Annotated in this window: 22 protein-coding genes; 6 read left to right on the top strand and 16 right to left on the bottom strand. The window is 65.5% G+C overall.

All coding sequences use genetic code 11. The features are described from left to right. Window positions 1-6: 6 nt before the first annotated feature. The 3 genes from ACTHNC_RS02835 to ACTHNC_RS02825 form a co-directional block, all read right to left on the bottom strand. Window positions 7-2,220 carry a hypothetical protein gene (locus ACTHNC_RS02835; RefSeq protein WP_440293079.1) on the bottom strand — a complete coding sequence of 738 codons (2,214 nt, stop codon included), beginning with the start codon at window positions 2,218-2,220 and terminating at the stop codon, window positions 7-9. Then, window positions 2,217-3,404 (bottom strand): L-2-hydroxyglutarate oxidase, encoded by a 1,188-nt coding sequence (lhgO, locus tag ACTHNC_RS02830; RefSeq protein WP_440293078.1) that lies wholly within the window; start codon window positions 3,402-3,404, stop codon window positions 2,217-2,219. The genes ACTHNC_RS02835 and lhgO overlap by 4 nt, the downstream gene beginning before the upstream one ends. 63 nt (window positions 3,405-3,467) lie before the next feature. Continuing rightward, window positions 3,468-4,475 (bottom strand): lysylphosphatidylglycerol synthase domain-containing protein, encoded by a 1,008-nt coding sequence (locus ACTHNC_RS02825; RefSeq protein WP_440293077.1) that lies wholly within the window; start codon window positions 4,473-4,475, stop codon window positions 3,468-3,470. A 299-nt stretch (window positions 4,476-4,774) separates the two neighbouring features. Here ACTHNC_RS02825 and ACTHNC_RS02820 point away from each other — a divergent pair, with 299 nt between their 5' ends. Next, a complete protein-coding gene (locus tag ACTHNC_RS02820; RefSeq protein WP_440293076.1) occupies window positions 4,775-5,869 on the top strand; it encodes a DegT/DnrJ/EryC1/StrS family aminotransferase in 1,095 nt (364 codons plus the stop codon). Continuing rightward, a complete protein-coding gene (locus ACTHNC_RS02815; protein ID WP_440293075.1) occupies window positions 5,866-6,834 on the top strand; it encodes a Gfo/Idh/MocA family protein in 969 nt (322 codons plus the stop codon). The genes ACTHNC_RS02820 and ACTHNC_RS02815 overlap by 4 nt, the downstream gene beginning before the upstream one ends. A 73-nt stretch (window positions 6,835-6,907) precedes the next feature. On the opposite strand, the gene ACTHNC_RS02810 is transcribed toward ACTHNC_RS02815, so the two are convergent. The 6 genes from ACTHNC_RS02810 to ACTHNC_RS02785 all read right to left on the bottom strand — a co-directional run bounded on the left by ACTHNC_RS02810 (window position 6,908) and on the right by ACTHNC_RS02785 (window position 12,038). Further along, window positions 6,908-7,348 carry an acyltransferase gene (locus ACTHNC_RS02810; RefSeq protein WP_440293074.1) on the bottom strand — a complete coding sequence of 147 codons (441 nt, stop codon included), beginning with the start codon at window positions 7,346-7,348 and terminating at the stop codon, window positions 6,908-6,910. Window positions 7,349-7,350: 2 nt separating this feature from the next. After that, window positions 7,351-8,298, bottom strand: a complete 948-nt coding sequence (locus ACTHNC_RS02805; protein ID WP_440293073.1) for an NAD-dependent epimerase/dehydratase family protein — start codon at window positions 8,296-8,298, stop codon at window positions 7,351-7,353. 47 nt (window positions 8,299-8,345) lie between these two features. Continuing rightward, on the bottom strand, window positions 8,346-9,470 hold the full coding sequence (locus ACTHNC_RS02800; protein ID WP_440293072.1) for a DegT/DnrJ/EryC1/StrS family aminotransferase: 1,125 nt from the start codon (window positions 9,468-9,470) through the stop codon (window positions 8,346-8,348). Between the two features lie 32 nt (window positions 9,471-9,502). Next, a complete protein-coding gene (locus ACTHNC_RS02795) occupies window positions 9,503-10,453 on the bottom strand; it encodes a glycosyltransferase family 2 protein (protein ID WP_440293071.1) in 951 nt (316 codons plus the stop codon). 111 nt (window positions 10,454-10,564) lie between these two features. Then, the gene (gene rfbA, locus ACTHNC_RS02790; RefSeq protein ID WP_440293070.1) at window positions 10,565-11,428 is read right to left on the bottom strand and encodes a glucose-1-phosphate thymidylyltransferase RfbA; all 864 of its coding nucleotides are present in this window, start codon (window positions 11,426-11,428) and stop codon (window positions 10,565-10,567) included. Between the two features lies 1 nt (window position 11,429). After that, window positions 11,430-12,038: a dTDP-4-dehydrorhamnose 3,5-epimerase family protein gene (locus ACTHNC_RS02785; RefSeq protein ID WP_440293069.1), complete on the bottom strand. Its 609-nt coding sequence runs from the start codon at window positions 12,036-12,038 to the stop codon at window positions 11,430-11,432. Between the two features lie 72 nt (window positions 12,039-12,110). Between ACTHNC_RS02785 and rfbB the strand changes: the two genes are divergently transcribed. The 4 genes from rfbB to ACTHNC_RS02765 are packed head-to-tail and all read left to right on the top strand — an operon-like array spanning window position 12,111 to window position 15,913. Continuing rightward, the gene (rfbB, locus tag ACTHNC_RS02780) at window positions 12,111-13,106 is read left to right on the top strand and encodes a dTDP-glucose 4,6-dehydratase (protein WP_440293068.1); all 996 of its coding nucleotides are present in this window, start codon (window positions 12,111-12,113) and stop codon (window positions 13,104-13,106) included. A gap of 2 nt (window positions 13,107-13,108) precedes the next feature. Then, window positions 13,109-13,975, top strand: coding sequence for a dTDP-4-dehydrorhamnose reductase (rfbD, locus tag ACTHNC_RS02775; protein WP_440293067.1), 867 nt, complete (start codon window positions 13,109-13,111; stop codon window positions 13,973-13,975). Then, entirely contained in the window at window positions 13,950-15,086 is a 1,137-nt protein-coding gene (locus ACTHNC_RS02770; RefSeq protein ID WP_440293066.1) for a glycosyltransferase family 4 protein, read from the top strand. The genes rfbD and ACTHNC_RS02770 overlap by 26 nt, the downstream gene beginning before the upstream one ends. 44 nt (window positions 15,087-15,130) lie before the next feature. Beyond that, window positions 15,131-15,913, top strand: a complete 783-nt coding sequence (locus tag ACTHNC_RS02765; protein WP_440293065.1) for an HAD-IIB family hydrolase — start codon at window positions 15,131-15,133, stop codon at window positions 15,911-15,913. Here the strand turns inward: ACTHNC_RS02765 and ACTHNC_RS02760 are convergent. From ACTHNC_RS02760 to ACTHNC_RS02730, 7 genes are all read right to left on the bottom strand, one after another. After that, window positions 15,882-17,183 (bottom strand): acyltransferase family protein, encoded by a 1,302-nt coding sequence (locus ACTHNC_RS02760; RefSeq protein WP_440293107.1) that lies wholly within the window; start codon window positions 17,181-17,183, stop codon window positions 15,882-15,884. The genes ACTHNC_RS02765 and ACTHNC_RS02760 overlap by 32 nt on opposite strands. A 155-nt stretch (window positions 17,184-17,338) precedes the next feature. Then, the gene (locus tag ACTHNC_RS02755; protein ID WP_440293064.1) at window positions 17,339-18,007 is read right to left on the bottom strand and encodes a response regulator; all 669 of its coding nucleotides are present in this window, start codon (window positions 18,005-18,007) and stop codon (window positions 17,339-17,341) included. Between the two features lie 11 nt (window positions 18,008-18,018). After that, the gene (locus ACTHNC_RS02750) at window positions 18,019-19,269 is read right to left on the bottom strand and encodes a sensor histidine kinase (RefSeq protein ID WP_440293063.1); all 1,251 of its coding nucleotides are present in this window, start codon (window positions 19,267-19,269) and stop codon (window positions 18,019-18,021) included. Next, window positions 19,266-19,931 (bottom strand): DedA family protein, encoded by a 666-nt coding sequence (locus ACTHNC_RS02745; RefSeq protein ID WP_440293062.1) that lies wholly within the window; start codon window positions 19,929-19,931, stop codon window positions 19,266-19,268. Before ACTHNC_RS02745 ends, ACTHNC_RS02750 begins: the two co-directional genes overlap by 4 nt. Before the next feature lie 220 nt (window positions 19,932-20,151). After that, a complete protein-coding gene (locus tag ACTHNC_RS02740) occupies window positions 20,152-21,507 on the bottom strand; it encodes an LCP family glycopolymer transferase (RefSeq protein WP_440293061.1) in 1,356 nt (451 codons plus the stop codon). Continuing rightward, window positions 21,504-22,016, bottom strand: coding sequence for a 5-(carboxyamino)imidazole ribonucleotide mutase (gene purE, locus ACTHNC_RS02735; protein WP_440293060.1), 513 nt, complete (start codon window positions 22,014-22,016; stop codon window positions 21,504-21,506). The genes ACTHNC_RS02740 and purE overlap by 4 nt, the downstream gene beginning before the upstream one ends. Window positions 22,017-22,033: 17 nt before the next feature. Further along, a complete protein-coding gene (locus ACTHNC_RS02730; RefSeq protein ID WP_440293059.1) occupies window positions 22,034-23,170 on the bottom strand; it encodes a 5-(carboxyamino)imidazole ribonucleotide synthase in 1,137 nt (378 codons plus the stop codon). Window positions 23,171-23,295 lie beyond the last annotated feature (125 nt).

Raw genomic sequence — 23,295 nt, 5'->3', positions numbered from 1 at the left:
TGGGGACTACAGGGCCTGCGCCTTCTCACGTCTGCGGGTCCGCAGGACGGTGATCACGACGATCAACACGATTCCCGCTCCGGCGGCGACCAGACCGGCATACAGGCCAGGCGGTGTGAATGTCAGGGCAAGCTTGCCCGATTCGCCCGGGGGAAGATCGACGACGACGAGGCCGGCCGGTCCCGTCTTCACCGGCACGGACTTGCCGTTCAAGTTGGCGGAATAGCCCGGCCACGCCAGTCGCGCGAACGTGAGCGTTCCGCCATTCGAGGAGGCCCGCACCCCCACTGACTCGTGCATATTGCCACTGTCGACGTCCGACGTGACGGTAACGCCATCCGCTGCGCTCACCCTCCCATTCGGATGGGCAAGCGGCGCGTTCCGGTGATAGACGGTGACCCATTTGTTGCGACTTTGCACGCTCCAGCCCGCTGGCACCTTGTGGTCGTTGGTGAAGTTGCGCTCCACGACCACCGTTTGGGCGTTCATGAGGTCAGCCAGCGTGTGACCATCTGGTTCTTTGTGCCAGAGGGCATCCCACGCTTTGGAACACGTGCCACCGTTGTACGACATGCACAGCGTGTTGTCCATCTTGTTGTAGCCGATTCCGGTATAGGCGTTCGTGGATTCCACGCCCGCCACCGAGTACAGGCTGCCGCCGAGCATGCTGGTCCACGCTTTGTCAGGCGTCAGGTTCTTCGGCATTGCCATGAAATCGGCGATCTGTACGGTGAGGCCCTTGTACTTTGCGAAGTCCTCCACCATCGCCGACCGAGAGCGAGGGAAGTCGTAATCTGCAACGTTCCCGTTGCCTGGCGTAATGATGACCTGGGCGCCAAGCATGGCCAAGCTGGTCAGAGCCAGGATGACGTACCCGCGCGCTTGGAGGTTGCCCCACCGCAGGTATAACCACAGGAACACAGCGATGAGCACAGCGGTTAGCGCGTGCCACTTCCACAGATACGGCATGTCCGAGTACGCCAGCCAGGCGCCCAGCAAGATGATCGCGCCTGAGATGGCACCACGCAACCTGGGCCTGTCACGACGCAACCCTGACGACATGAGCATGACCAGAATGATCATGAGTCCCAAGTAGAGGAACGGAATGAGTCGTGCGGGCCACCTGAACATGCCGAGTTGCGAAGGACCGAGCACGAGAAGGAGGTAGACGCCGGTGAAGACCAGGATGCCCGCGAACGGTCTCCAGCCACCAATTGGTCGCCATCGCAGCCAGGGGAGGATCGGCAAGACGAACCAGGCAAGGTAAAGCCCGGGGAAGGTCAGATTGGGCAGCCCGAACGCGTGAATATATGGCTTGAAGGTGGGTGCACTGAGCCCGAACAGGTCGCTGAGGTTCGGACTGAGGAACTCATCGTTCCAGATCCCGGAATCGACGCGGACCCCAACGGAGGCCGTGAAAACGAAAGGCAGGAACACCACAACGGCTAGTAGCACCATGCCTACGCCCAGCGACAAGAGCCACCATAGATCGCGATAGCTGCGGCGGATGAGGACCTCGATGCCAACGGCGGCGAAGACGAACGCGAGAGCGAGCAGGCCGTACGGATCGCCGACAGAGAAGGTCAGATATCCCATAACCGCCGCCAACGGGATGCTCCAGCCGCGACCCCGTTTCCTGACGGCCCAGCGCAGCGCCCACCACGCCCACGGAAGAAAGGCGTTGATCGCAGTCTCGTTGATCCACGCCGTGCCGTTCATGAACAGGGCCCAGCCACTCAGCGGAATGACCGCGCCGGCGATCGCCGCCAGCCATGGCTTGGCCCGGTAGGAACGCGCCAGCAGGTATACGCCGCCGGCCATGATCAGGAACAGCGCGATCTTCGCGATACCGATGGCCAGTCCGACGTCGTCGATGGGATGGGTGATGACCATGAGTGCGACCATGACGGGGTTCCACATGCCCGTCGCAGCTTCGGCTATCAGATTGCCGCCGCGCCACATGTCGAGATAGAGGAACGGTGCCTGCCCTGAGAGGACTGCACTGCCGATGCGCTGCCACACCGGCATCGCCACGGCAGCGGAGTCATCCCAGTAATAGAAGTTCGCAACTCGCAGCAGGGGCAGCAATGCACCGATCAGAACGGTGACGAGCGCCGACAGCACGGGAAGCGCTCGGAGCCACCCACGCCGCGGCGCCGTCCGATCGGACTCGTTGCGAGTTTCGGGCTGAGGAGGAACGACGGTGGCTGGTGCGGTCATCGGCTCATCTCATCGATCTCAGAACGGATGTGCTTCGCGATCTCCAGGGAGGCTGTCGCGGCAGGGGACGGCGCATTGAGCACGTGGATCTGCCTGCTGCCGCGGAGGATGGCGAAGTCGTCCACGAGGACGCCGTTGCTGCGCATGGCCTGGGCACGCACTCCGGCCGGCGCGCGTTGAAGATCCCGGGCATCGATGCCAGGCACCATCACGTCGAGGCTCTTGGCGAACTTGCTCTTCATGACGCTGCGCCCGAATTCCGACATTCCCGCCTTCGCGTTCTTCGCGCCGAGGACCCAGAGTCCCGGCCAGGTGGCGGAGTCCCAGACATCCCTGACGTTCACATCACGCCAGCGGTAGCCCTCACGCGCCATCGCGAACACCGCGTTCGGTCCGACGTGAACACCTCCCCCGATCATCTTCGTGAGGTGTACGCCCAGGAATGGAAAGTTCGGATCAGGAACCGGGTAGATCAGCCCGTTCACCATGGACGCCTTGGCCCCCGCGAGTTCGAAGTACTCGCCACGGAATGGGATGATCCTCAGGTCCGGCTTGAGGCCGCACGCGCGCGCGACCTTGTCGCTCTGCAGGCCGGCGCAGTTCACGAGGAAGTCGGCCTCGAACTCGTCACGCGAGGTTCGCACCCTCAGTCGGGCACCACTCTGCTCGGCGCCGATGAACCTCTCGGAGAATCGGAGCTCACCTCCGGCCGCCACTATCTCTGCGGCCATGGCGCGACAGATGCCCACGTAGTCGACGATTCCGGTCGACTCGACGCGCAGGGCGGCGAGGCATCTCACGTTCGGTTCGTACTCACGTGCCTCGGCGGCAGTGACTCGCCGGACAGGCACCCCGTTTCCCTTGCCTCGTTCCTCGAGAACGGCCAGTTGCGGAATCTCGGCAGCGGTCGTGGCGATGATGAGCTTGCCTGGGGTCTCGCACGCGACATCGTGTTCGGCCGCGTACTCCTTCATCGACAGCGCGCCCGCCGTGCACATGGTGGCCTTGTAGCTTCCAGGCTTGTAGTAGATGCCGGAATGGATGACACCGGAGTTGCGACCTGTCTGGTGGCGCGCCAGGTCCGCCTCTTTCTCGATGACCATGATGGAGTCGCCCTTCATCGACAGTTCTCGGGCCACAGCCAATCCGACGATCCCGGAACCCACGACGACCACACGTGCCACGCGCGCTCTACTCCTTCACTAGTGATTCGACGCGCTTGCCCAGCGCATCCGAGGGTGCTCGGCCTACGGGATGAGGTCGACGTCGCCGTGGTACGCCCCTTTGCGGCGGCGCGCGATGACGGCGATCCCTGCAGCACCACCCGCGGAAAGCAGGTCTGATGCGATGAACATGAGCCGTGACACGGCTGCGTAGGCCGTCGCCTGGCCGATCCCCACCAGCGGGCTGAGCGCCGCGATGATCACGAGCTCACGAGCACCGACGCCTGCCGGAAGGAGGAAGCCCACGATGCCTGCAAGCATCCCGAGCGCCATCGTTCCGATGCAGAGTCCGAGCGGCCCCAAGGTCAACCCGTGATGCGTGTCGCCCAGAAGCCAGAGGTGCGCACCGTATGAGATATAGGACCCGAGCGCCCATAGCACGGACTGCACGACCACCCAGAACGTGACCGGATGGTCGGGCCGCGGGCGACGCAGGATCTTGAAACCGAAGCGGACGAGCGCGGTCAGCGCCGGCGGGTACAGCAGGATCAGCGCGAACGGGAGAACCAGGTAGAGCCAGGGCAGCCACGACAGTCCGGAGTCATCCGCCGTCAGCTGCGGTACGGCGAGGGACCCTGCAAGCAGGGCTGCGACGACTGCGACGACGACAGAAAAGAGCGTCGCCGCGAAGACGCGCGCTCGGGCCAGCCCGGCTTTCCGGCCCAACTCGATCTGCAGCACATAGGCCCACACGGAACCCGGGAGGTACTTGCCGAGCTGACCGACGAGGAAGATCTGGGCCCCGCGGCCGATACCGATGGGCACGCCGAGCCCGTCGACGAGCACTTGCCAGCTCATCGTTCCGCATGCCACACCCGCCAGCACGAAGAGGAATGAGAGCAGCGTCCGGTGCCATTGCAGGGAGCCGACCGTGTGGATGACAGTCGTCCAGTTGACGGCGAGCTGCCACACGGCGGCGGCGATCACGAGGGCAAGGAGGACCCAGCGAAGCACATTGACGACGGCCGCGCGGCGCGACGATGAGCTTGGAGCCGAAGAGTCCAGCGATGGCGGTCGGGTGTCGTCAGTCATCGCCTCATCCATGCAGCATCCTCTGCTTGCTCACCGATTCCGCCGGCCCGGCCGCGAGCAAGGCACGCGCACCACATCGAGCGGGCCGGACTCGCGTAAGGAAGGAGGCAGAGTGGTCGTTCATCAAAGTCTTTGGGGGACGCACGCGAGCCCGAGTGGCCGTGCACGACCGGTCCCACTTTACCGGCAACTTTGGACGGCACCTGATAGACACCTCGGACACGATCCTCGCGACCATTAGCATTGGACATCGGTGCGCCTGAAGTTCGGCGCCGAAGTCTTCGCAGAAAGGACCGGACTTGATTCCCATCTCCACCGTTCGTCTGGGTCAAGAGGTCGAGGAGAGCGTGCTCTCGGTGATCCGCTCCGGCATCATCGCACAGGGACCCGTCGTCGCACGGTTCGAGGAGGAATTCGCGTCGCTCACGGGGGCGCGGCACGCGGTGGCGGTGAACAACGGAACGACAGCCCTCGTCGCCGCCTTGCAGACCCAGAACCTCGAGCCCGGCGACGAGGTGGTCACCAGCCCGTTCACGTTCATTGCGACGATCAATGCAGCGCTCGAGGCCGGAGCCACCGTTCGATTCGCCGATGTTCTCGAGGCGGACTTCGGCCTTGACCCGCAGGCCGTCGACGCGCAGATCACGGATCGCACGAAGGTGCTGATGCCCGTGCACCTCTACGGCCAATCGGCGGACATGGCTCCGCTCGCCGCGACGGCGTCCCTGCACGGCGTCGCGATCATCGAGGACGCGGCTCAGGCCCACGGTGCGACGTATTCGGGTCAGTGCGTCGGCACCTTCGGCGCTGCCGGATGTTTCTCGTTCTATGCCACGAAGAACCTCACCACCGGCGAGGGCGGGATCATCACGACCAACGATGACGAGATCGCCACCACTCTCCGGTTGCTGCGTAACCAGGGCATGCGGGAGCGCTACAACTACGTGCTGCCCGGGCACAACTACCGACTCACGGACCTTCAGGCCGCCGTCGTGCTGCCGCAGCTGGCCGAATACGACCAGCAGCTCGCCTGTCGGCGTCGGAACGCGGAAGGACTGAGCAAGCGGCTGAAAGGACTCGAAGGCGTCACGCTCCCGACCCAGCTTCCCGGCAGGAAGCACGTGTGGCACCAATACACGATTCTTCTGCCTGATGGTGTCGACCGTGACTCCTTCATCGCTTCCCTCACCCAGTCCGACGTGGGAAGCGGAATCTACTACCCGAAGCCGGTCTACGACTATGCGGCGTATCGGGAGCACCCACGCGTGCTCGTCGGATCGAACCCGGTGGCCGAGTCGATCGCGAAGCGGTGTGTCTCGCTGCCCGTGCACCAGTACCTGGAAGAGCACGACCTCGACATCATCGCGGAGGCAGTTCGCGGAGCTCTGCGATGACCGGACGAGTGAAGGTCGCGCTCATCGGTGCCGGCTCGATGGGCCGTAATCACGCCCGCATCATCTCGGAGAGCGATGCGGCCGACCTGGTCACGATCATCGACCCGGTTCGGGAGGCGGCCGAACCCGTCGCCGAGGCGACCGGAGCGACCTGGTCGCCCGAGCTGGATGCGGTGGCCGGCGCGGACGCCGTCGTCGTCGCCGCGTCCACCGAGCACCACTTCAGCATTGCGAGCAACGTCATCGCGATGGGGAAGCCTCTGCTGATCGAGAAGCCGATCTGTCCGTCGCTTGAGCAGACACTCGAGATCACGGACGCCGCCGCGCGCGCCGGCCTTCCCCTGATGTGCGGGTTCCTCGAGCGATACAACCCGGCGATCATGGTCGCACACAGAATGGTCACCGACCCGGTCTACGTGCGGGCCGATCGGCACTCCCCCTATGTGCCGCGCATCAAGACCGGCGTGGCGTGGGACCTGCTCGTGCACGATGTGGATCTGATCGCGCAGCTCTTCGGCGGTGCATCCCCTGACACCGTGCGAATGGAGACCGGCCGATTCCACCCGAGTTCAGTCCCTGGCGCAGAGGATGTCATCGAGGTGTCGCTCGGCTTCTCGAGTGGCGCACTGGGATCGGCGTCGGCGAGCAGGCTGAGCCAGCGCAAGGTGCGCACCATGGTGATCCAGACACTCGATCGGATGGTCGAGATCGATCTGCTTCGTCGCGGCGTGACCGCTTACCGCCACACCGTCATCGAGTCCGACGAGGTCGGTGGCGCGGGATTCCGGCAGGCGACAGAGATGGAGGTTCCGGAGATCACCGGACGCGAACCGCTGGCAACGCAGTTCGCACGGTTTGTCTCTTTGCTCCGCGGGGAGATCGATGCGGACGCCGAGCGCGAGTCATACCTTCCCGCGCATCGCATCGTCGAAAGAGCGTTGAGGGCGCGCCCAGAGGCCGCCTGACAGAATGAATGGACGAGGGCCCGAGCATTGGCTCGGACCCTCGTCATTTCGAGGTCGCTGAGTACGGCCGGAATCAGAGCGGCGGGAATTCCGGCCGCGTCCCGTTCTCGAGGTCGACGGTCGCAACCCGCCGTGCGGGAACGCCCGCCACGACCGTGCGCGCCGGCACGTCCTTCGTGACAACCGCGCCGGCACCGATCACCGCTTCGTCCCCGATCGTGACACCCATCATCACGACCGCGTTGGCACCGATAAAGACCCGGTCGCCAATGCTGACGCTCTGGCGCTCCACCTCGTTAAACCCGCGACCGGAAACGCAGCGCCGCGCCGAGGAGTGCGTGTAGATGTGGACGCCTGAGGAGATATCGCAGCCGCTCCCGATCGTCAGCCCGCCGGAGGCATCGATGACGGTGAAGGCACCGATCCAGGTGCCCTCACCAACCTCCGGCTCGCCGACGATCCACGCGTGCTCATTGTACGGATTCGCCGGAAGCCGGCCAGGTTCTGCCGGCATCGTCAGGCTGCGGCTACCGCTGCTTCGTAGCGGATGAGGTCGGACATGCCCTGCTCCACCGGAATCGAATACTCGAAACCGAGCACCTCCTTGGCCCGCGTGATGTCGGCCGCCCGACGGCTCACCAGCACATCGCGAGGGTTGAAGATGGGCTCGACGTCAGCACCGATCGCGTCGATGAGGATGTGCGCGAGTTGCGCAACGCTCGTCGAGATGCCGGTTCCGACATTGATGGCCATGTTCGCCTGCTCCGCCTCGACCGCGAGTGTCACCGCGCGTGCGATGTCGTGTACGTGGATGAAGTCCATGGACTGCTCGCCCTTGCCGTCGATGACAGGCGGCTGCCCCGTGCGCAGGCGGTTGACGAAGTGGTTGATCACCGACGTGTAGTACGCGGTGGTCTTCTGACCCGGTCCGTACACGTTGAAGAAGCGCAGGGCGATCCAGGACAACCCCGACTTGCGCTGATAGTAACCCAACAGGTCCTCCCCCGTGCGCTTGCCGATGCAGTACGGCGTGAGGGGATTGAGCTCGTCGTCTTCGTTCATCGGCAGCTTCTGCGGGTCGCCGTAGACCGACGCGCTGGAAGCGTACACCACGCGCTCGATGCCTTGCTCGGCGGCGCTGGCGAAGACGTTGTGCGATCCGACCATGTTGATGTCGATCGAGCTGTACGTGTCTGCAACAGACTTGTTGATCGAGTCAGCTGCGAGGTGCACAACTCGTGACGAGCCCTTCATCGCCGCGGCGACGGCAGCGCCCGAACGCACGTCCTGGTCCACGACATCCACGTCGAACTCGTTAGCGAGTTCGTTCGCCTTGTCGCGGTCACCGCGCACCATGTTGTCGAAGATGCGCACCTTCCAGTCGCGCTCCAGGAGCATCGGCACGACGTGCAGGCCGATGAAGCCGGCACCTCCGGTGACGAATACGGTCTTCTTCTCGGTCATCTGATTGATTCTTCTTTCGTTGTTGCGTGAATGAGCTGCATCGTGCGTCAGGCGGCCTGCGTCTCACGGGCAGACACGACATCGCGCACCGTGGTTGCGACGTACTCGATGTCGTCGTCGGCCAGGTTGGCGTGCATCGGAATCGCTAGGTGCCGGTCGAAGAGCCGACGCGAAACGGGCAGGTCCGGCTGGTCGCCGTACAGCGGCTGCACGTGGCTGGCGTAGGTTCCGAAGTTGCACCCCACGCCGCGCTCACGAAGCAGATGTGCGACAGCGCCGCGATCCAGGGACGGGTCGAGTCCGATCACGTAGGACTGCCACGGGTGGGTGCGATCGTCGAGGGCGATCGGAAGAGTCAGCAGCTCGACATCGCCCAGCAGCTCTGCGTAACGGTCCGCCGCACGGCTCCTCGCCTCGAGCAGCTGCGGCATGCGCTTCAGCTGCTCGCGCATGATCGCCGCCTGCACGTCGGACATGCGGTAGTTGTAGCCCAGCTCGTCGAACGACGGCACAGGCAGGTCCGTCGAGTTCGCACGGGTGATCGCGGGTGAGATGCCGTAGGTGTGCAGCTTGCGAGCGTGGGCGACGAGCGAGGCATCCGCGCTGACGAGAGCGCCGCCTTCGCCCGCGGTGATGCCCTTGCGGCCGTGGAAGCTGAACGCGGCGACGTCGGCCAGGCTTCCCGCCGGTCGCCCGTGATACGTGGCGCCGGATGCGCAGGCCGCGTCCTCGATCAGCCATAGCTTGTGCCGGTCCGCGATCGCACGGAGCTCATCGTAGTCGGCAGGCTGGCCGAAGGAGTCGACGGCGATGATCCCGACCGCCTTCGAGGTGATCTTGTCTTCGACAGATGCCGGGTCGATGGTCCAGATGTCCGGTCGCACGTCTGCGAAGACCGGAGTGGCTCCCGCCCACATCACGGAGTGACCGGTCGCCGGGAACGTGTAGTCGGCGACGATGACCTCGTCGCCCGCACCCGCTCCGAGAACAAGCTGCGCGAGGTGGAGTGCCGAGCCACAGTTCGAGGTGGCCACCGCACCGGTAGCCCCGACTGCGGCGGCGAATTCGGCCTCGAACGCCTGGCATGCCGGCCCAGCTCCCGACAGCCACCCGGATTCGAAAACCGCTTTGACAGCGGCCAGTTCTTCATCGCCGACTGTGGGTTGCCCCAACGGAACGTTCTTCATATTTCCCTTCATTCGTTTCAGTCCAGCGAGTCGTAGACACGACTGACGATGAAGACCGGACGACGACGCGCGTCGTCACCCGCTCGCCACACGTACTCGCCCACCACTCCAAGGCCTACGAGGTTCGCACCGCCCATCCCGACCACGAGACCGGCAATCAACGCAACCCCAGATCCGCTCGATGCCGGTATGAACAGCAGGATCAGCGCAACGATCAGCAGAAGCACACCGATCAGCGCACACACAACGCCGCATACGGCCACCCACTGCAAGGGTGCGTGCGAGAACTCCACGAACGAGTCGACAACCAGCTTGATCTTCTTCTTCGAAGTCCATTTGCTCACACCATGCGGCCTCGGCAATTGCTCGAAGTAGATCCGGCGCTGCTCGAACCCGGTCCAAGCGGCCATAGCGAGGACGTTGCGGTTCGCCTCGGGCATCAAGTTCAGTGCGTCAAGTGCGCCGCGAGCGACGAGTATCTGTGACGGACCCTCACTGGGGTAGCTCGGGACATCGGAGAACCTCTGGTACATCTTCGAGAACGTCGTTGCAAAGGTCTCTTGCGCCCCCGCTTTTGTCGCCCGAACGGACCGAAGACCCCAAACGATCTCGGCTCCGGATTCCCACTCTGCGAGGAACTGGTCGATCGCCTCGATCGGCTCCTGCCTGTCAGCGCTGAGCGTCAGCGCTGCGTCTCCTGATGCAAGGGAGAATCCTGCCGAGATGGCGGCATGGGAGCCGAAGTTGCGAGAAAGTCGGACGATCCTGGCATTGTCGTCGGGTGTCACCAGCTGTTCCAGCGCATCGGCAGTCCCGTCGCTCGAACCGTCGTCTACGACGACGAGTTGGAAATCATACTCGGGGTGGCGAGCACGGATCTGTCGCGCGAAGTCGACGATTTCTCCGACGGATTCAATCTCGTTGAAGGCTGGAAACACCAGGCTGACAGTTTGCCTATCAGGGGACATGCAGATTCCTCATTCTGGCGCGCTCGACATGAAGCGCCCCAGCAGCGGGTGACGTGGCTGACTCTCGACTTTATCAGCCGGATTCTGCCGCTCCCGTGAGATCGGGTGACGTCAGCCGGAGATCAGGCCCTCGAGGTAGGCGCCATATCCGCTCTTGACGAGCGGCTCGGCCAGCGCCCGGAGCTGCGCGGAGTCGATCCAACCGGCTCGCCATGCGACCTCTTCGATGCAACCGATCTTGGTTCCCTGGCGGTCTTCGATGACGCGAACGTATTCCGATGCCTGCATCATCGACTCGACGGTTCCGGTATCGAGCCACGCGGTTCCTCTGTCGAGCACCCTGACCCGCAGCTCGCCCGCCTCCAGATACCGTTCGTTCACGGTAGAGATCTCAAGCTCGCCCCGAGCGCTGGGCGTGATCGATTTCGCAATATCGACAACGTCGTTGTCGTAGAAGTAGAGGCCCGGCACCGCGTAGTTGCTCTTCGGTTGCGCGGGCTTCTCCTCGATCGATACGGCGTTGAAGTCGCGGTCGAACTCGACGACCCCGTATGCGTGCGGGTTGCTCACGTGGTACGCGAAGATCGTGGCTCCCCGATCATCCGTCACCCGTTGCAGCGCGGTGCCGAGCCCAGTGCCGTGAAAGATGTTGTCGCCGAGCACGAGCGCGACGGACTCGTCACCGATGAAGTCTTCGCCGATGATGAAGGCCTGGGCGAGACCGTCGGGTGAGGCCTGCACGGCGTACTCGAGATGGAGGCCATACGGCGATCCGTCACCGAGCAGCGCTTCGAACTGCCCGTTGTACTCAGGTGTGGTGATGACGAGGATCTCACGAATACCGGCCATCATGAGCGTCGACAACGGGTAGTAGATCATCGGCTTGTCGTAGATGGGCATGAGCTGCTTGGAGATCGCCTTGGTGATCGGCCAAAGCCGCGTTCCCGATCCGCCAGCGAGAATGATCCCACGCACGTCACTCGGCTCCGTTCGGTGCCGCCGAGAACGACTGGGCGGCGGCATAGTCCGGCAGCAGACCTCGCTCGCGCGCCTCGTCGAGCGTTGGTGCATCCGTGTCCTTCGGCGAAAGCAGCAGTTCCGCGGCGTCGAGGGGGAATCCCAGTGCGAGCTCGGGGTCGAGCGGGTTGATGCCGTGCTCACGTGCCGGGTCGTACACATCCGTCACCAAGTAACTGACGGTCGCCTTGTCGGTTAGGGCGACGAAGCAATGCCCGAGTCCCTCCGCGAGATATATGGCCCGACGGTCGACATCGTCGAGGAGCACCGTGTCCCAAGCACCGAACACCGGCGACCCAGTTCGGATGTCCACGGCGAAATCGAGCACAGCGCCGCGGGTACACGTGACGTACTTCGCCTGCCCCGGGGGGATGTCGGCGAAGTGGATGCCTCGCACCGACCCCCTGCGGGACACGGACGTATTCGCCTGCTTCAAGTCGAGTGCGTGGCCGACTGTCTCCTCGAGCCTGTCGAATCGGTACCACTCCAGAAAGGCGCCGCGATCGTCGCGGTGCTGCACTGGTGTGATCTCGTACGCGTCGGGCACATTGAGCTCGCGAATGAGCATGCGGCGAGTCTATCGATCGCGCATCGCTAGACTGATCCGCGCTCTTGACGACAAGAAGGCAATCGCGCACCCATGAAGATCCTCGTCACCGGCGGCGCCGGTTTCATCGGCTCGAACTTCGTCCACTATCTGCTCGACAACACCGATCACGACGTCACGGTGCTCGACAAGCTCACCTATGCCGGCAACCTCGCATCCCTGGACGGGCTCCCGGAGAACCGTTTCACGTTCGTCAAGGGCGACATCGCGGACGCAGAACTGGTCGATCATCTCCTTGCCAAACACGATGCCGTCGTGCACTACGCGGCGGAGAGCCACAACGACAACTCGCTCGCCGAGCCGGGGCCTTTCGTTCACACCAACCTGGTCGGCACGTTCACGCTGCTCGAGGCTGCTCGCCGTCACGGCACGCGGTTCCACCACATCTCCACCGACGAGGTCTACGGAGACCTCGAACTCGACGATCCGGCCCGGTTCACCGAGTCGACGCCGTACAACCCGTCGAGCCCGTATTCCTCGACGAAGGCGGGCAGCGACCTGCTGGTACACGCCTGGGTGCGCTCGTTCGGCGTGAAGGCGACGATCTCGAACTGCTCCAACAACTACGGGCCATATCAGCACGTGGAGAAGTTCATCCCGCGCCAGATCACCAATGTGCTGCGCGGCGAGCGCCCCAAGCTGTACGGCACGGGCGAGAACGTGCGCGACTGGATCCACGCCGACGACCACTCCTCCGCCGTCCTCACCATCCTCGAGAAGGGCCGCATCGGTGAGACGTACCTCATCGGGGCCGACGGTGAGAAGAACAACAAGCAGGTCGTCGAGTTGATCCTCACTGAGCTGGGGCACCCGACGGATGCCTACGACCTCGTCGCCGACCGGCCCGGCCACGACCTGCGCTACGCGATCGACTCCACGAAGCTCCGTTCGGAACTCGGCTGGACGCCTCGATACGGCGACTTCGCGGCCGGGCTCGCCGCGACGATCCAGTGGTACAAAGACCATGAGGACTGGTGGGGCCCGCAGAAGCAGGCGACCGAGGACCGATACGCGGCGCAGGGACAGTAATCATGCGTTACCTGATCACCGGGGCATCCGGAATGCTCGGCCGCGACCTGCAGGCCGTGCTCGCCGGACGTGAGGTCACCGCGCTGTCCCGAGCGGAGCTCGACGTCACGGATCGCGACGCCGTGCGCAACGCGGTGAGCGGGCACGACATCGTGTTCAACGCCTCGGCCTACACGAAGGTGGATGACGCGGAATCGCACGAAGATGCCGCGTACGCCGTGAACGCGCTGGGCACGGAGAATCTCGCCGTCGCGGCCCGGGCAGCCGGCGCGAAGCTCGTCACCATCTCGACGGACTACGTCTTCAAGGGCGACGCGAGTGCACCCTACGCCGAGGACGCGGCACGCGATCCCCTCAACGCATACGGACGCACGAAGGCCGCCGGCGAGGAACTCGCGATTTCGGCGCATCCGGAGGGCACGTACATCGTGCGCACGGCCTGGCTCTACGGGGAGCACGGGCCGAACTTCGCCAAGACGATGCTGCGCCTGGCCGCTACGCACGAGACGGTGACCGTGGTGGACGACCAGCGCGGTCAGCCGACGTGGACCGCCGACCTCGCCGAACAGCTCCTGCGCCTTGCCGATTCGAGCGCCGCCTCCGGCGTCTACCACGGCACCGCCAGCGGTGAGACGACGTGGTTCGGCTTCGCACGCGAAGTCTTCGAACGAGCCGGCCTCGATCCGGCGCGAGTGCAGCCCACCACCAGTGCGGAGTTCGTACGGCCCGCCGCGCGCCCTGCGTACTCCGTGCTCGGCCATGAGGCCTGGCGTGCAGCCGGACTCCCCATGATGCGAGACTGGCGAGAAGCGTTGGCGGAGGCGTTCGACCGAAAGGCATTCGATGACAACCCTGCGGGTGATCGTTGACGATGTGCTCACGGACGTGCCAGACGGCATCTCCCGGTACAGCCTCGAACTAACGCGCCAGCTGATCGCCACGGCCCCGCGTGGCTGCGTCGTCGAGGGGATCGTCGCCGCGCGAGGCGAGACGGACCGCCGCCTCTTGCAACAACTCCTGCCGGGCCTGGTAGGCGTCCACGCGCTGCCGGTCGGATCGCGCGAACTCGCGCTGGCCTGGCAGATGGGTGTGAAGCTCCCTCTCGGCGGCGGACTCATCCATGCCCCGAGCCTGCTCGCCCCGCTCTTCAAGCACGACGCGACGGAGTCGCTGGATCAAACGACCGTAACCGTGCACGACGTCTCCGCGTGGACGTCGCCGGAATCGGTCGGTGTGGTCGAAGCGGCATGGCAGAAGGCGATGGTGAAGCGGGCCCGCAAGTTCGCCGAGGCCGTCGTGGTGCCGACGCATGCCGTCGCGGAGCAGCTGGACGATGTGGCGAAGCTCGGCGACCGCATCCGGGTGATCGGCGGCGCCCCCTCCGAAACACTTCGCGTTCCCTCGGACGCGGATGCCCGTGCCGAAGCTCTTCGTCTGCCCGAAAGCTACATCGCCACGGTCTCCAGCCTTGATCCGCGAAAGGGTCTCCGCCCGTTGATCTCGGCAATGGCGCATCCGTCCGTTGCCGGTCTGCCTCTCGTGGTCGTCGGGCCCGAGGAGTTCCATGGCGAGCACGTGTCGACCGTGGCCATGGAGGCCGGGCTGCCCGAAGGACGCGTGCGTGCCCTCGGCACCCTTGGCGATCCGGACCTCGCCGTCGTGCTCAGCCGCGCGGCGGTCTTCGTGTACCCGAATCTGTCGTCCGGCTTCGGCCTGCCGGTCATCGAGGCGATGCGTTTCGGCACCCCCGTGGTGCACTCCGACGATCCCGCCGTGAGCGAGGTCGCGTTCGGCGCCGGAGTCACGGTCCCGAAGGACGACGCCGCAGGCTATCCGGCACGGCTCGCTGAGGCGATCGATTCGGTGTTGGCCGACGACACCCTCCGGGAACGACTACATTTCGCCGGCACAGACCGAGCCGCGGCGTTCAGCTGGCGGGCTTCGGCCGAACAGGTGTGGCGCTTGCACGCCGAACTGTGACCATCCATCCGTCCCGGCACGACGTGCCCGACCGTTCAGGACCCATGCCTTCGATCAGCAATCAGCCCCACCTTGTCGCCTTCGACCTCGACGACACGCTCGCGCCATCCAAGTCGCCGCTCGACCCGTCGATGGCCGAGCGCCTCACCGCGCTGCTCGACGTCGTGCCGGTGTGCGTCATCTCCGGCGGACAGTTCGGACAGTTCTCGAAGCAGGTGATCGACAGGCTGACGGATGCCTCCCCCTCCGCTCTCGAGCGGCTGCACCTGATGCCGACGTGCGGCACCCAGTACTACCGGTTCGTCGACGGTGCCTGGACGAAGGTCTACGCGCAGGACCTCAGCGACGACGAGAAGGCGCAGGCGCTGGCCGCCGTCGAGTCGGAGGCCCGTCGCCTCGGCTACTGGGAGGAGAACACGTGGGGTGCGATCCTCGAGGACCGGGGTTCGCAGATCACGTTCTCGGCTCTGGGCCAGTCCGCTCCCATCGATCGGAAGGCCGCCTGGGACCCGACAGGTGAGAAGAAGAACACCCTGCGGGCCGCAGTGCAGGAACTGCTGCCTGGCCTCGAGGTGCGCTCGGGTGGATCCACATCGGTCGACATCACCCGGCGCGGCATAGACAAGGCGTACGGCATCGGACGGCTCTCCGAGCTGACCGGCATCCGCCTCACCGAGATGCTTTTCATCGGGGACCGCCTCGATCCGGACGGCAACGACTACCCCGTGCTCGCCTTGGGGGTGCCGACGCTCGCCGTCACAGGCTGGGAACACACGGTCGACGTGCTCGACGAGCTCATTCCGCAGCTGACGCCGCAACGGAGCTGAGCCTCGGGACAGGTATGCCGTTGGCGTCCGGTCGTCGTGTAACCATGGCGAGCGCGGCGGCGATGCTGGCGAGACCCACGACTCCTCCGACCACGGTGATGCCCGTCGCGAGAAGGATCACTACGCCGCTGGTCGTGAGCACGGTCGACATGTATGCCGCCAGGGGACCCGTGCTCCGCTCCGCGTTTAACGCCGGCGTCTGCTTCACTTCCCAGCGCCCCACGGCTCGCGTCACCAGCGCGACAGCAGCGGTCACGCAGGCGAGCCAGATCGGTCGCGTCGTCCACCATGCGGCATCGAGCGGAACCGGCAGGCCATCGCCGGTGAGGAGAAGCGTGCCGGCCAGGAGCACGAGCACGAGCATGTGCCAGAGGTAGATCGTCATCGCGCGGGCGTTGATCCAGGTGCTGACCCTATTCACGATGCGCACGGCGTGCAGGCTGCGCAGAGTCGGACGTGCAAGGTCGAACAGGGCCAGCTGGCCCACGCCGAGCAACACGAGGGCACCGCATGGCGGGTTGAGATCTGCCAGCAGGTCGAACGAGTACGCCCCAGTGCTGCAGAGGATCGCGAGTGATCCGAAGGCACCGGCGGCGAGCATCCAGAGACGCATTCTGGAACGCGGCATCCGGCCGTCGGCAAGCCAGAACCCGAGCTGCTGCACCAGCAGCCACACGAACCCGAGGTTGAGATAGCCGACGGCCGCTACGCCCGTTGATGCCCTCGCAATGTCGACCCCGACCGCGGCGAGCCCGATTGCACACACCGTGGCGATAGGCGCGCGTCGATGCGCTGAGACCATCAGAGGCACGAGCGACGTGGTGAGGGCGTACATGCCGAGGAACCACAGCGGTTGGCTGAGCCGGAAGCCGGCGACGGCCACGATGTCGGCCGGAACGTGCAGGATGCTCAGAACGGCTAGCACGACCACCATCGCTCCGATGGCCGCGACGGCCGGACGGAGCAGTCTGCGCATGCGCATCCCGACGTACTCGGACGCCGTCGTGCCGCGGTCGCGCAGCGCAGTCCATTGCGTGAAGGCCGAGAAGCCGCCGAGCACGAAGAACAGCGGCATGATCTGCACCAGCCAGGTGAACGGCGCGAAGCCCGCCCAGCCCTCGAGCGCGTTCTGCAGCACAGGGCCGTCCGTGCCGATCCACACGCCGACCATGAGTGCATGCAACACCACGACGAGCGTGAGGCACCATGCACGCGCCAGGTCGACAGCGCCGTCCCGTGTGCGAGATAGGGCGGTTTGTTCTGATCGCACCGATGGCTGTAAGTCGACGGACACGGGCTTCTCCCCTCCTGAGCGGCCCGATCGGGCCGTCCAGGCGACGGTATGGAGAAGGTGCCGGCGCCCGCGTCACCGCCGAGAGCCATTCCGCTCCCCTACGCCGGTACCGTCCGGTGGAGGCGTTGCGCTCAGGAGGCGGGTTCGACCAACCCGCTGTCGAAGGCGAGGATGACCGCCTGCACTCGATCCCGCACGCCGAGCTTCGTGAAGATGCGGCTCACGTGCGTCTTCACGGTCTGTTCGGCGATGAACAGCTCGGACGCGATTTCGCTGTTCGAGAGGCCACGGCCGATCAGCACCAAGATCTCCCGCTCACGCTCGGTCAGCTCGGCCAATGCCTGCGCCCTGCGCGGCGCCGGTCGCTGCGTCGCGAAGCGTTCCAGAAGACGCCGCGTCACGCTCGGGGCGAGCAGCGCGTCACCAGCGGCGACAATGCGCACCGCCTGCACGAGTTCCTCTGGCAGGGCGTCTTTGAGCAGGAACCCGCTCGCTCCTGCGGCTAGCGCGTCGTAGACGTAGTCGTCGGCGTCGAAGGTCGTGAGCACGAGCACCCGGGGAATGTGCGGTTCTCCTCGGCTGGGTCGTACCAACTCCCTCGTGGCGTCGATGCCGTTCAGGTTCGGCATGCGGATGTCCATGAGCACGACGTCCGGTCGCAGGCTTCTGGCGAGGCGCACGGCTTCGGCGCCGTCGGCCGCCTGACCAATCACGTGGATGTCGTCGTGGGCATCCAGGATTGCCGAGAAGCCGGCGCGCACCATCGCCTGATCGTCGACGACGAGAACGCTCACGGTCACGGATTTGTCCTTCACGATCGGGGAACAGGAATGGCTGCCCGCACGACGAAGCCGCCGTCGTCGGTGTGCAACGCCTCCAGCGTGCCACCGTGCAGAGAGACGCGCTCTCGCATTCCGCGGATGCCGTGGCCACCGGCATCCGCGATCCCCCCGCTTCCCTGCGGCTCGGATGCCGCGGCCGCGTTGCGCACCTCGACGTGCACCGTGTCTCCACGACGTTCGAGGGTGATGAGCGTGTCCGCTCCGGTTGCGTGTCGTGCGACGTTGCTCAGGGACTCCTGCACGATCCGGTACACGGTGAGTGAGAGCACCGGGTCGAGTTCAGCGCCCTGCAGCCGGTCGTCCAGCTCGACCCTGGAGCCTGTCCTGGCAGCCCAGTCCACGAGTTGCGGAATGTCGGCCGCGGTCGGCTGCGGGGCCGACTCGCTCTCGGTGCCGTCGTTGCGCAGCACCGCGAGAAGTGCCCGCATCTCGCTCATCGAGGCGCGGGCCAGCGCCGCGATGCCGTCGAACTCGGCGACGGCCTCCGTCGGTAGCGACGAGATCCGGTATCGGGCGGAGGATGCCTGCACCTGGATGGCGCTCATGCCGTGAGCGACCACGTCGTGCAGCTCCCGCGCGAGCTGGGTGCGTTCCTCGGCCGCTTGGCGGCGGGCGAGTTCGGCTGCGGACACTTCGCGCTCGCGGACGAGCTGAGCGCGCACGGTCGTCCACCTGCCCAGGAGTAGACCGATCAGCCACGCAACGCCTGTGATCGAGACGAACACGATCAGGTCTGCCGTCGCGGCGCCCTGCATCGACGCGGGCACTGGGGTGGTGAAGGCGACGACCACCACGCCCAACGAGGCCATGACGGCTGCCGCGAGTCCGGTTATCCACTGCGTCCGCGAGACGAGGAGAACCACACTGGAGTTGGCGATCATCGAGGTGACCATGACGGGCCATGGCCCGGCGGGCGGTGTCACAAGGGCGAAGCCGAGGACGCCTATAACGCTGAGAGCGGCGGCGATCGGCGAGTTCACGAGGCTCAGAATCATCGCCGCGGCCTCGGTGGCCCCCAGGAGCAGCGCCACCACAACCGGAACCCCGAAGGCGGAAGACGACAGCGATGAACCGACCGTGAGAACGGTCGCCGCCCCGAGACCGACAAAGGTCCAGAGGGAGATCCGTCCCACTCGCCAGCGTCCGGCTGCGGTGCGCGAGCCCGTCGTGGGCGCAGACTTCGCTACCGGGTCCCTTGCGTGCTCCGTCGATTCCGTCATTCCGCCCCGATGCACTCGGATTCCCGTGGCTCCGTTTCCGCCGAGTCGTGATCCGGCCCGGCCGCGCGGTTCCTGGACTCGCGCCTGGTGATGAGCCGCATCACCTGGTCGACGATCACTCCGGATGCGAGCCCTCCCGCGATCCCGAAGAGCATACCGAGCAGCGCGTTCCCATGGAGAAGATGCCCGGCGAGGAGCCCGATGGCCACCGAGTACACCGCCCAGCTCACCCCGGCGAGCACCGAGAGCAGGAAGAACTTCCGCCGCGGAAATCCGGACGCCCCCGTCACGAGGTTGACGGCGACACGGCCGACCGGCACGTACCGGGCCGACATCAGAAAGACCGCAGGACGCTTGGCGATTCCGCGGCCCGCCGAGTCGAGCGCGGCGCGCATCCGCGGGCGGCGCATCCACGCGAAGCGCGTCAAACCGACCTTTCGACCGATGGCGAACGTCAGGTTATCCCCGGCGATCGCGCCAACGGCGGCACACGCGACGACGAGCGCGATGTTCGGTTGTCCGACCGAGACCGCCGCAGCTGCGGCGGCGATCACGATGGACTCGCTCGGCACCGGCGGGAAGAACGCGTCGATGAGCACGGCCAGCACGATCACGATCGGAATCCACGGCGTGGAAACCGCGGCGGCGATGAAGGCGTTCACGCTGTCGATGATTCTCTCCCCTCGTCTGCCGCCTCTCGACGGCATCACCAGCCTTCGGGATCGAAGCACCGAGCGCGTCACCCTGCGGTACCTGAAGACCCCTACCAGGGAGTGATTCACCACCTCGGCACAGCGGAGCCAGTGTGGATCACGATCGTCTCGCCGACCGGGCGGCGAGGAGAACCGTCACACGGTCATTCGCGGCAAGGCTCGACCGCCACTAAGGCTTCGGCGTCGCCGTCGGTGGCGTGATCGCCTTCTGCACGAGCGAGTGGATCTGGTCGTAGTTCGGGTCGGTCGGGTCAACCGTCGGCGGTACGAGCTCGAGGTTCTGCACCGGCAGCTGCCGTGTCTTCATACCCAAGTCCACGAAGTACCCGAGCATCGACTGCGGGATGTCGGTCTTCATCACCTGCTGCCCGGCCTTGGCGATGTCCTGGAACTTCGTCGCGACGTTGATCGGGGTGAACTGTTTGAGGATCGCGTCCTCGAGGATGCGCTGCCTGGCCATGCGGTCGTAGTCGCTCGTCGATTCACGCGAGCGCGCATACCACTGGGCGGTGTACCCGTTCATGTGCTGATCACCCGGATAGATCCACCCGGTCACGCCGTTGCCCTGCGCGTCGCCGCCGATCGGCAGCTTCTCCTTCACATCGATCTGCACGCCGCCGAGCGCATCAACGAGCTGCGCGAAGCCCTCCATATCGATGAGCACGTAGTACTGGATCTTGAGCCCGGTCACGCCCTCCAGCGCATCGCGCATCGCCTCGATGCCGGGCTGGCTGTTCTGCTTCGTCGCATTGGGATAGAGCTTCGCTTTGTACAGCTCGACCTCGGTGTAGATGGAGTTCAGCTGACAGACGTCGACGTCGCAGTTGTCGTTGTAGCCGTATCCGTCCGGGTAGATCTTCTGCATCGGCGATCCGTCGCTGAACGGCACGGGGTCGAGGTCGCGTGGCACGCCGATGGAGACCGCCTGTCCCGTGTTCGCGTCGATGCTGAGCACGGACATGCTGTCCGGCCGCATCCCGTCCCTACCCGGCCCGGCGTCGCCGCCGAGCAGCATGATGTTGTACCGGCCGTCGACCGGTGGCTCGGATGCCGCCGCGGAGAAGATCCCGGACAGCGCGCCTCGCGCAGATCCCGCGAGCACAGCGCCGTATGCCGCGGTTCCCGATACCACGACGAGGAGCAGTACCGCGAACGCCGCGATACCTGCCCGCGCCGGCGGGTGCGCTCTAACCAGACGCACGAGCCGCAACGTGTCGAGAGTGAGCAGTACCCAGAGGATCGCGTACAGGGCGAGCACGAACTGCAGAACCCAGAGCGCGAAGGTCTGCGTGAAGAACCCGACGACGGCCGTCGGCTTGACCAGGTAAATGATGAAGATCGTGAGCGCGCCGAGCCACAGGAGGAACGTCGTGACGAGCCCGAATCGTCCGAGCTTTCGGCTACCCGCCAGTACCTGGGCGCTGCCCGGCATGAGCAGATTGAGTGCGACGAGCCACCAGCCCCTGCGTGTCATCAGGTCGCGGGAGCCGGCGTTCGGATACCGGATGGGGTTCGCGATCGTCATAGCGTGCTGTGCAGGTCGGCGTTCTTCTGTTCGACGAGGTCGATGAGACCCGCGGCGTAATCGGCGAGCTGTTCGGCGAGAGCCGTGTCGCTGGTGGCCAGGATGCGAGCAGCAAGGATGCCGGCGTTCTTCGCTCCACCTATGGCGACCGTGGCGACCGGGATCCCTGCGGGCATCTGCACGATGGACAGCAGTGAGTCCAGGCCGTCCAGCTTGGCGAGCGGAACGGGAACACCGACGACGGGCAGAGTCGTCACCGAGGCCAGCATGCCCGGCAACGCAGCGGCGCCGCCCGCTCCGGCGACGATCACTTTGATGCCACGTGACGCGGCATCCTTTCCGAACCCGATCATCTTCTCCGGCGTGCGGTGAGCCGAGACGACCTCGACCTCGTAGGGCACACCGAATTCGGCGAGCACCTCCCCCGCCGCCTTCATGGTGGCCCAGTCCGAATCGGACCCCATCACGATCGAGACGACTGGAGGCTCAGTGGAGTTCACGCTGGGCATGAAATCCAGGCTAGGTGTCAGTCGTCGAAGAACGCCGCTGCGCCACGCGCCTGGTACGCGACCTCGTCGAGGTCGTCTCCGCACACCGTCACGTGCCCGACCTTGCGGCCGGGCCGTGACTCTTTCTGGTAACTGTGGAACTTGGCGGTGGGATGCTCGCGCATCGCTTCCGCATATCGGTCCGGCATGGTCGCGCCGTCCGGTCCCCCCAGCACGTTGATCATCATCGACCAGGGCCGCAGGGTGCCCGTAGCGCCCAGCGGCAGATCGAGCACGGCACGAAGATGCTGCTCGAACTGGCTCGTAGTGGATCCGTCGATCGTCCAGTGACCGCTGTTGTGGGGCCGCATGGCGAGCTCGTTGACGAGCACGCGACCGTCACGGGTTTCGAACAGCTCGACCGCGAGCGCGCCCGTGACGCCGAGACCCTCGGCAATACGGAACGCGATGTCCTCGCTGAGCTCGGCGACTCGTCCGGCAGCGCCAGGCGCTGGAGCGACCACCTCCGCGCAGATACCGTCGCGCTGCACCGTCTCCACGACAGGCCAGGGGACGATGTCGCCCGACGGCCGGCGCGCCACCTGCTGCGCGAGCTCACGGCGGAAGTCGACCAGCTCCTCGACCAGCAGCGAGCCGCCGTTCCCGTCTTCGGCGAGCGCGGCGAACCAGTCGTCGGCCTCTGTCGGGCCGCCGATCACCCGAACACCCTTGCCGTCGTATCCCCCGCGGGCTGTCTTGACGACCGCTCGGCCGCCGTGGTCTTTCAGGAACGCGTCGAGCTGCTCCGGACTCTCGACCGCTGCCCACTCGGGCACCGGGACCCCGAGTTCTGACAGTTTCTGCCGCATGAGCAGTTTGTCCTGGGCGTACTGGAGCGCGTCGGGACCCGGGTGAACGGGGATGCCCTCCTCGACGAGTGCTCGAAGCACCGGCTGCGGAACGTGCTCGTGGTCGAAGGTGACGACGTCGACCGTGCGCGCGAACTCCAACACGGCGTCGAGATCGCGGTAGTCACCGACGGCCGAAGCCGCGATGGACGCGGACATGCCCTCTGTTTCGGCGAGAACGCGGATGCTCACACCCAGCTCGAGCGCCGCCGGGATCATCATCCGTGCCAGCTGTCCGCCACCGATCACACCGACTGTCTTGGCCACCGTGAAAGCTTATCCGCGACGGAGTCTGGGCCGAGATTCGCGGCAGCTCGCTCCCGCGAATCTCCCTCTGAACGCTCCAGTCTGTACGCCCATTCACAGTGCCTCGCCAAGTGTTAGGTCGCTCA

Source organism: Humibacter sp. (genome assembly GCF_051954055.1).
Taxonomy (GTDB): Bacteria; Actinomycetota; Actinomycetes; order Actinomycetales; family Microbacteriaceae; genus Humibacter.
Note: the sequence above shows the minus strand (reverse complement) of the source record. Positions and strands in the feature narration are given on the sequence as shown.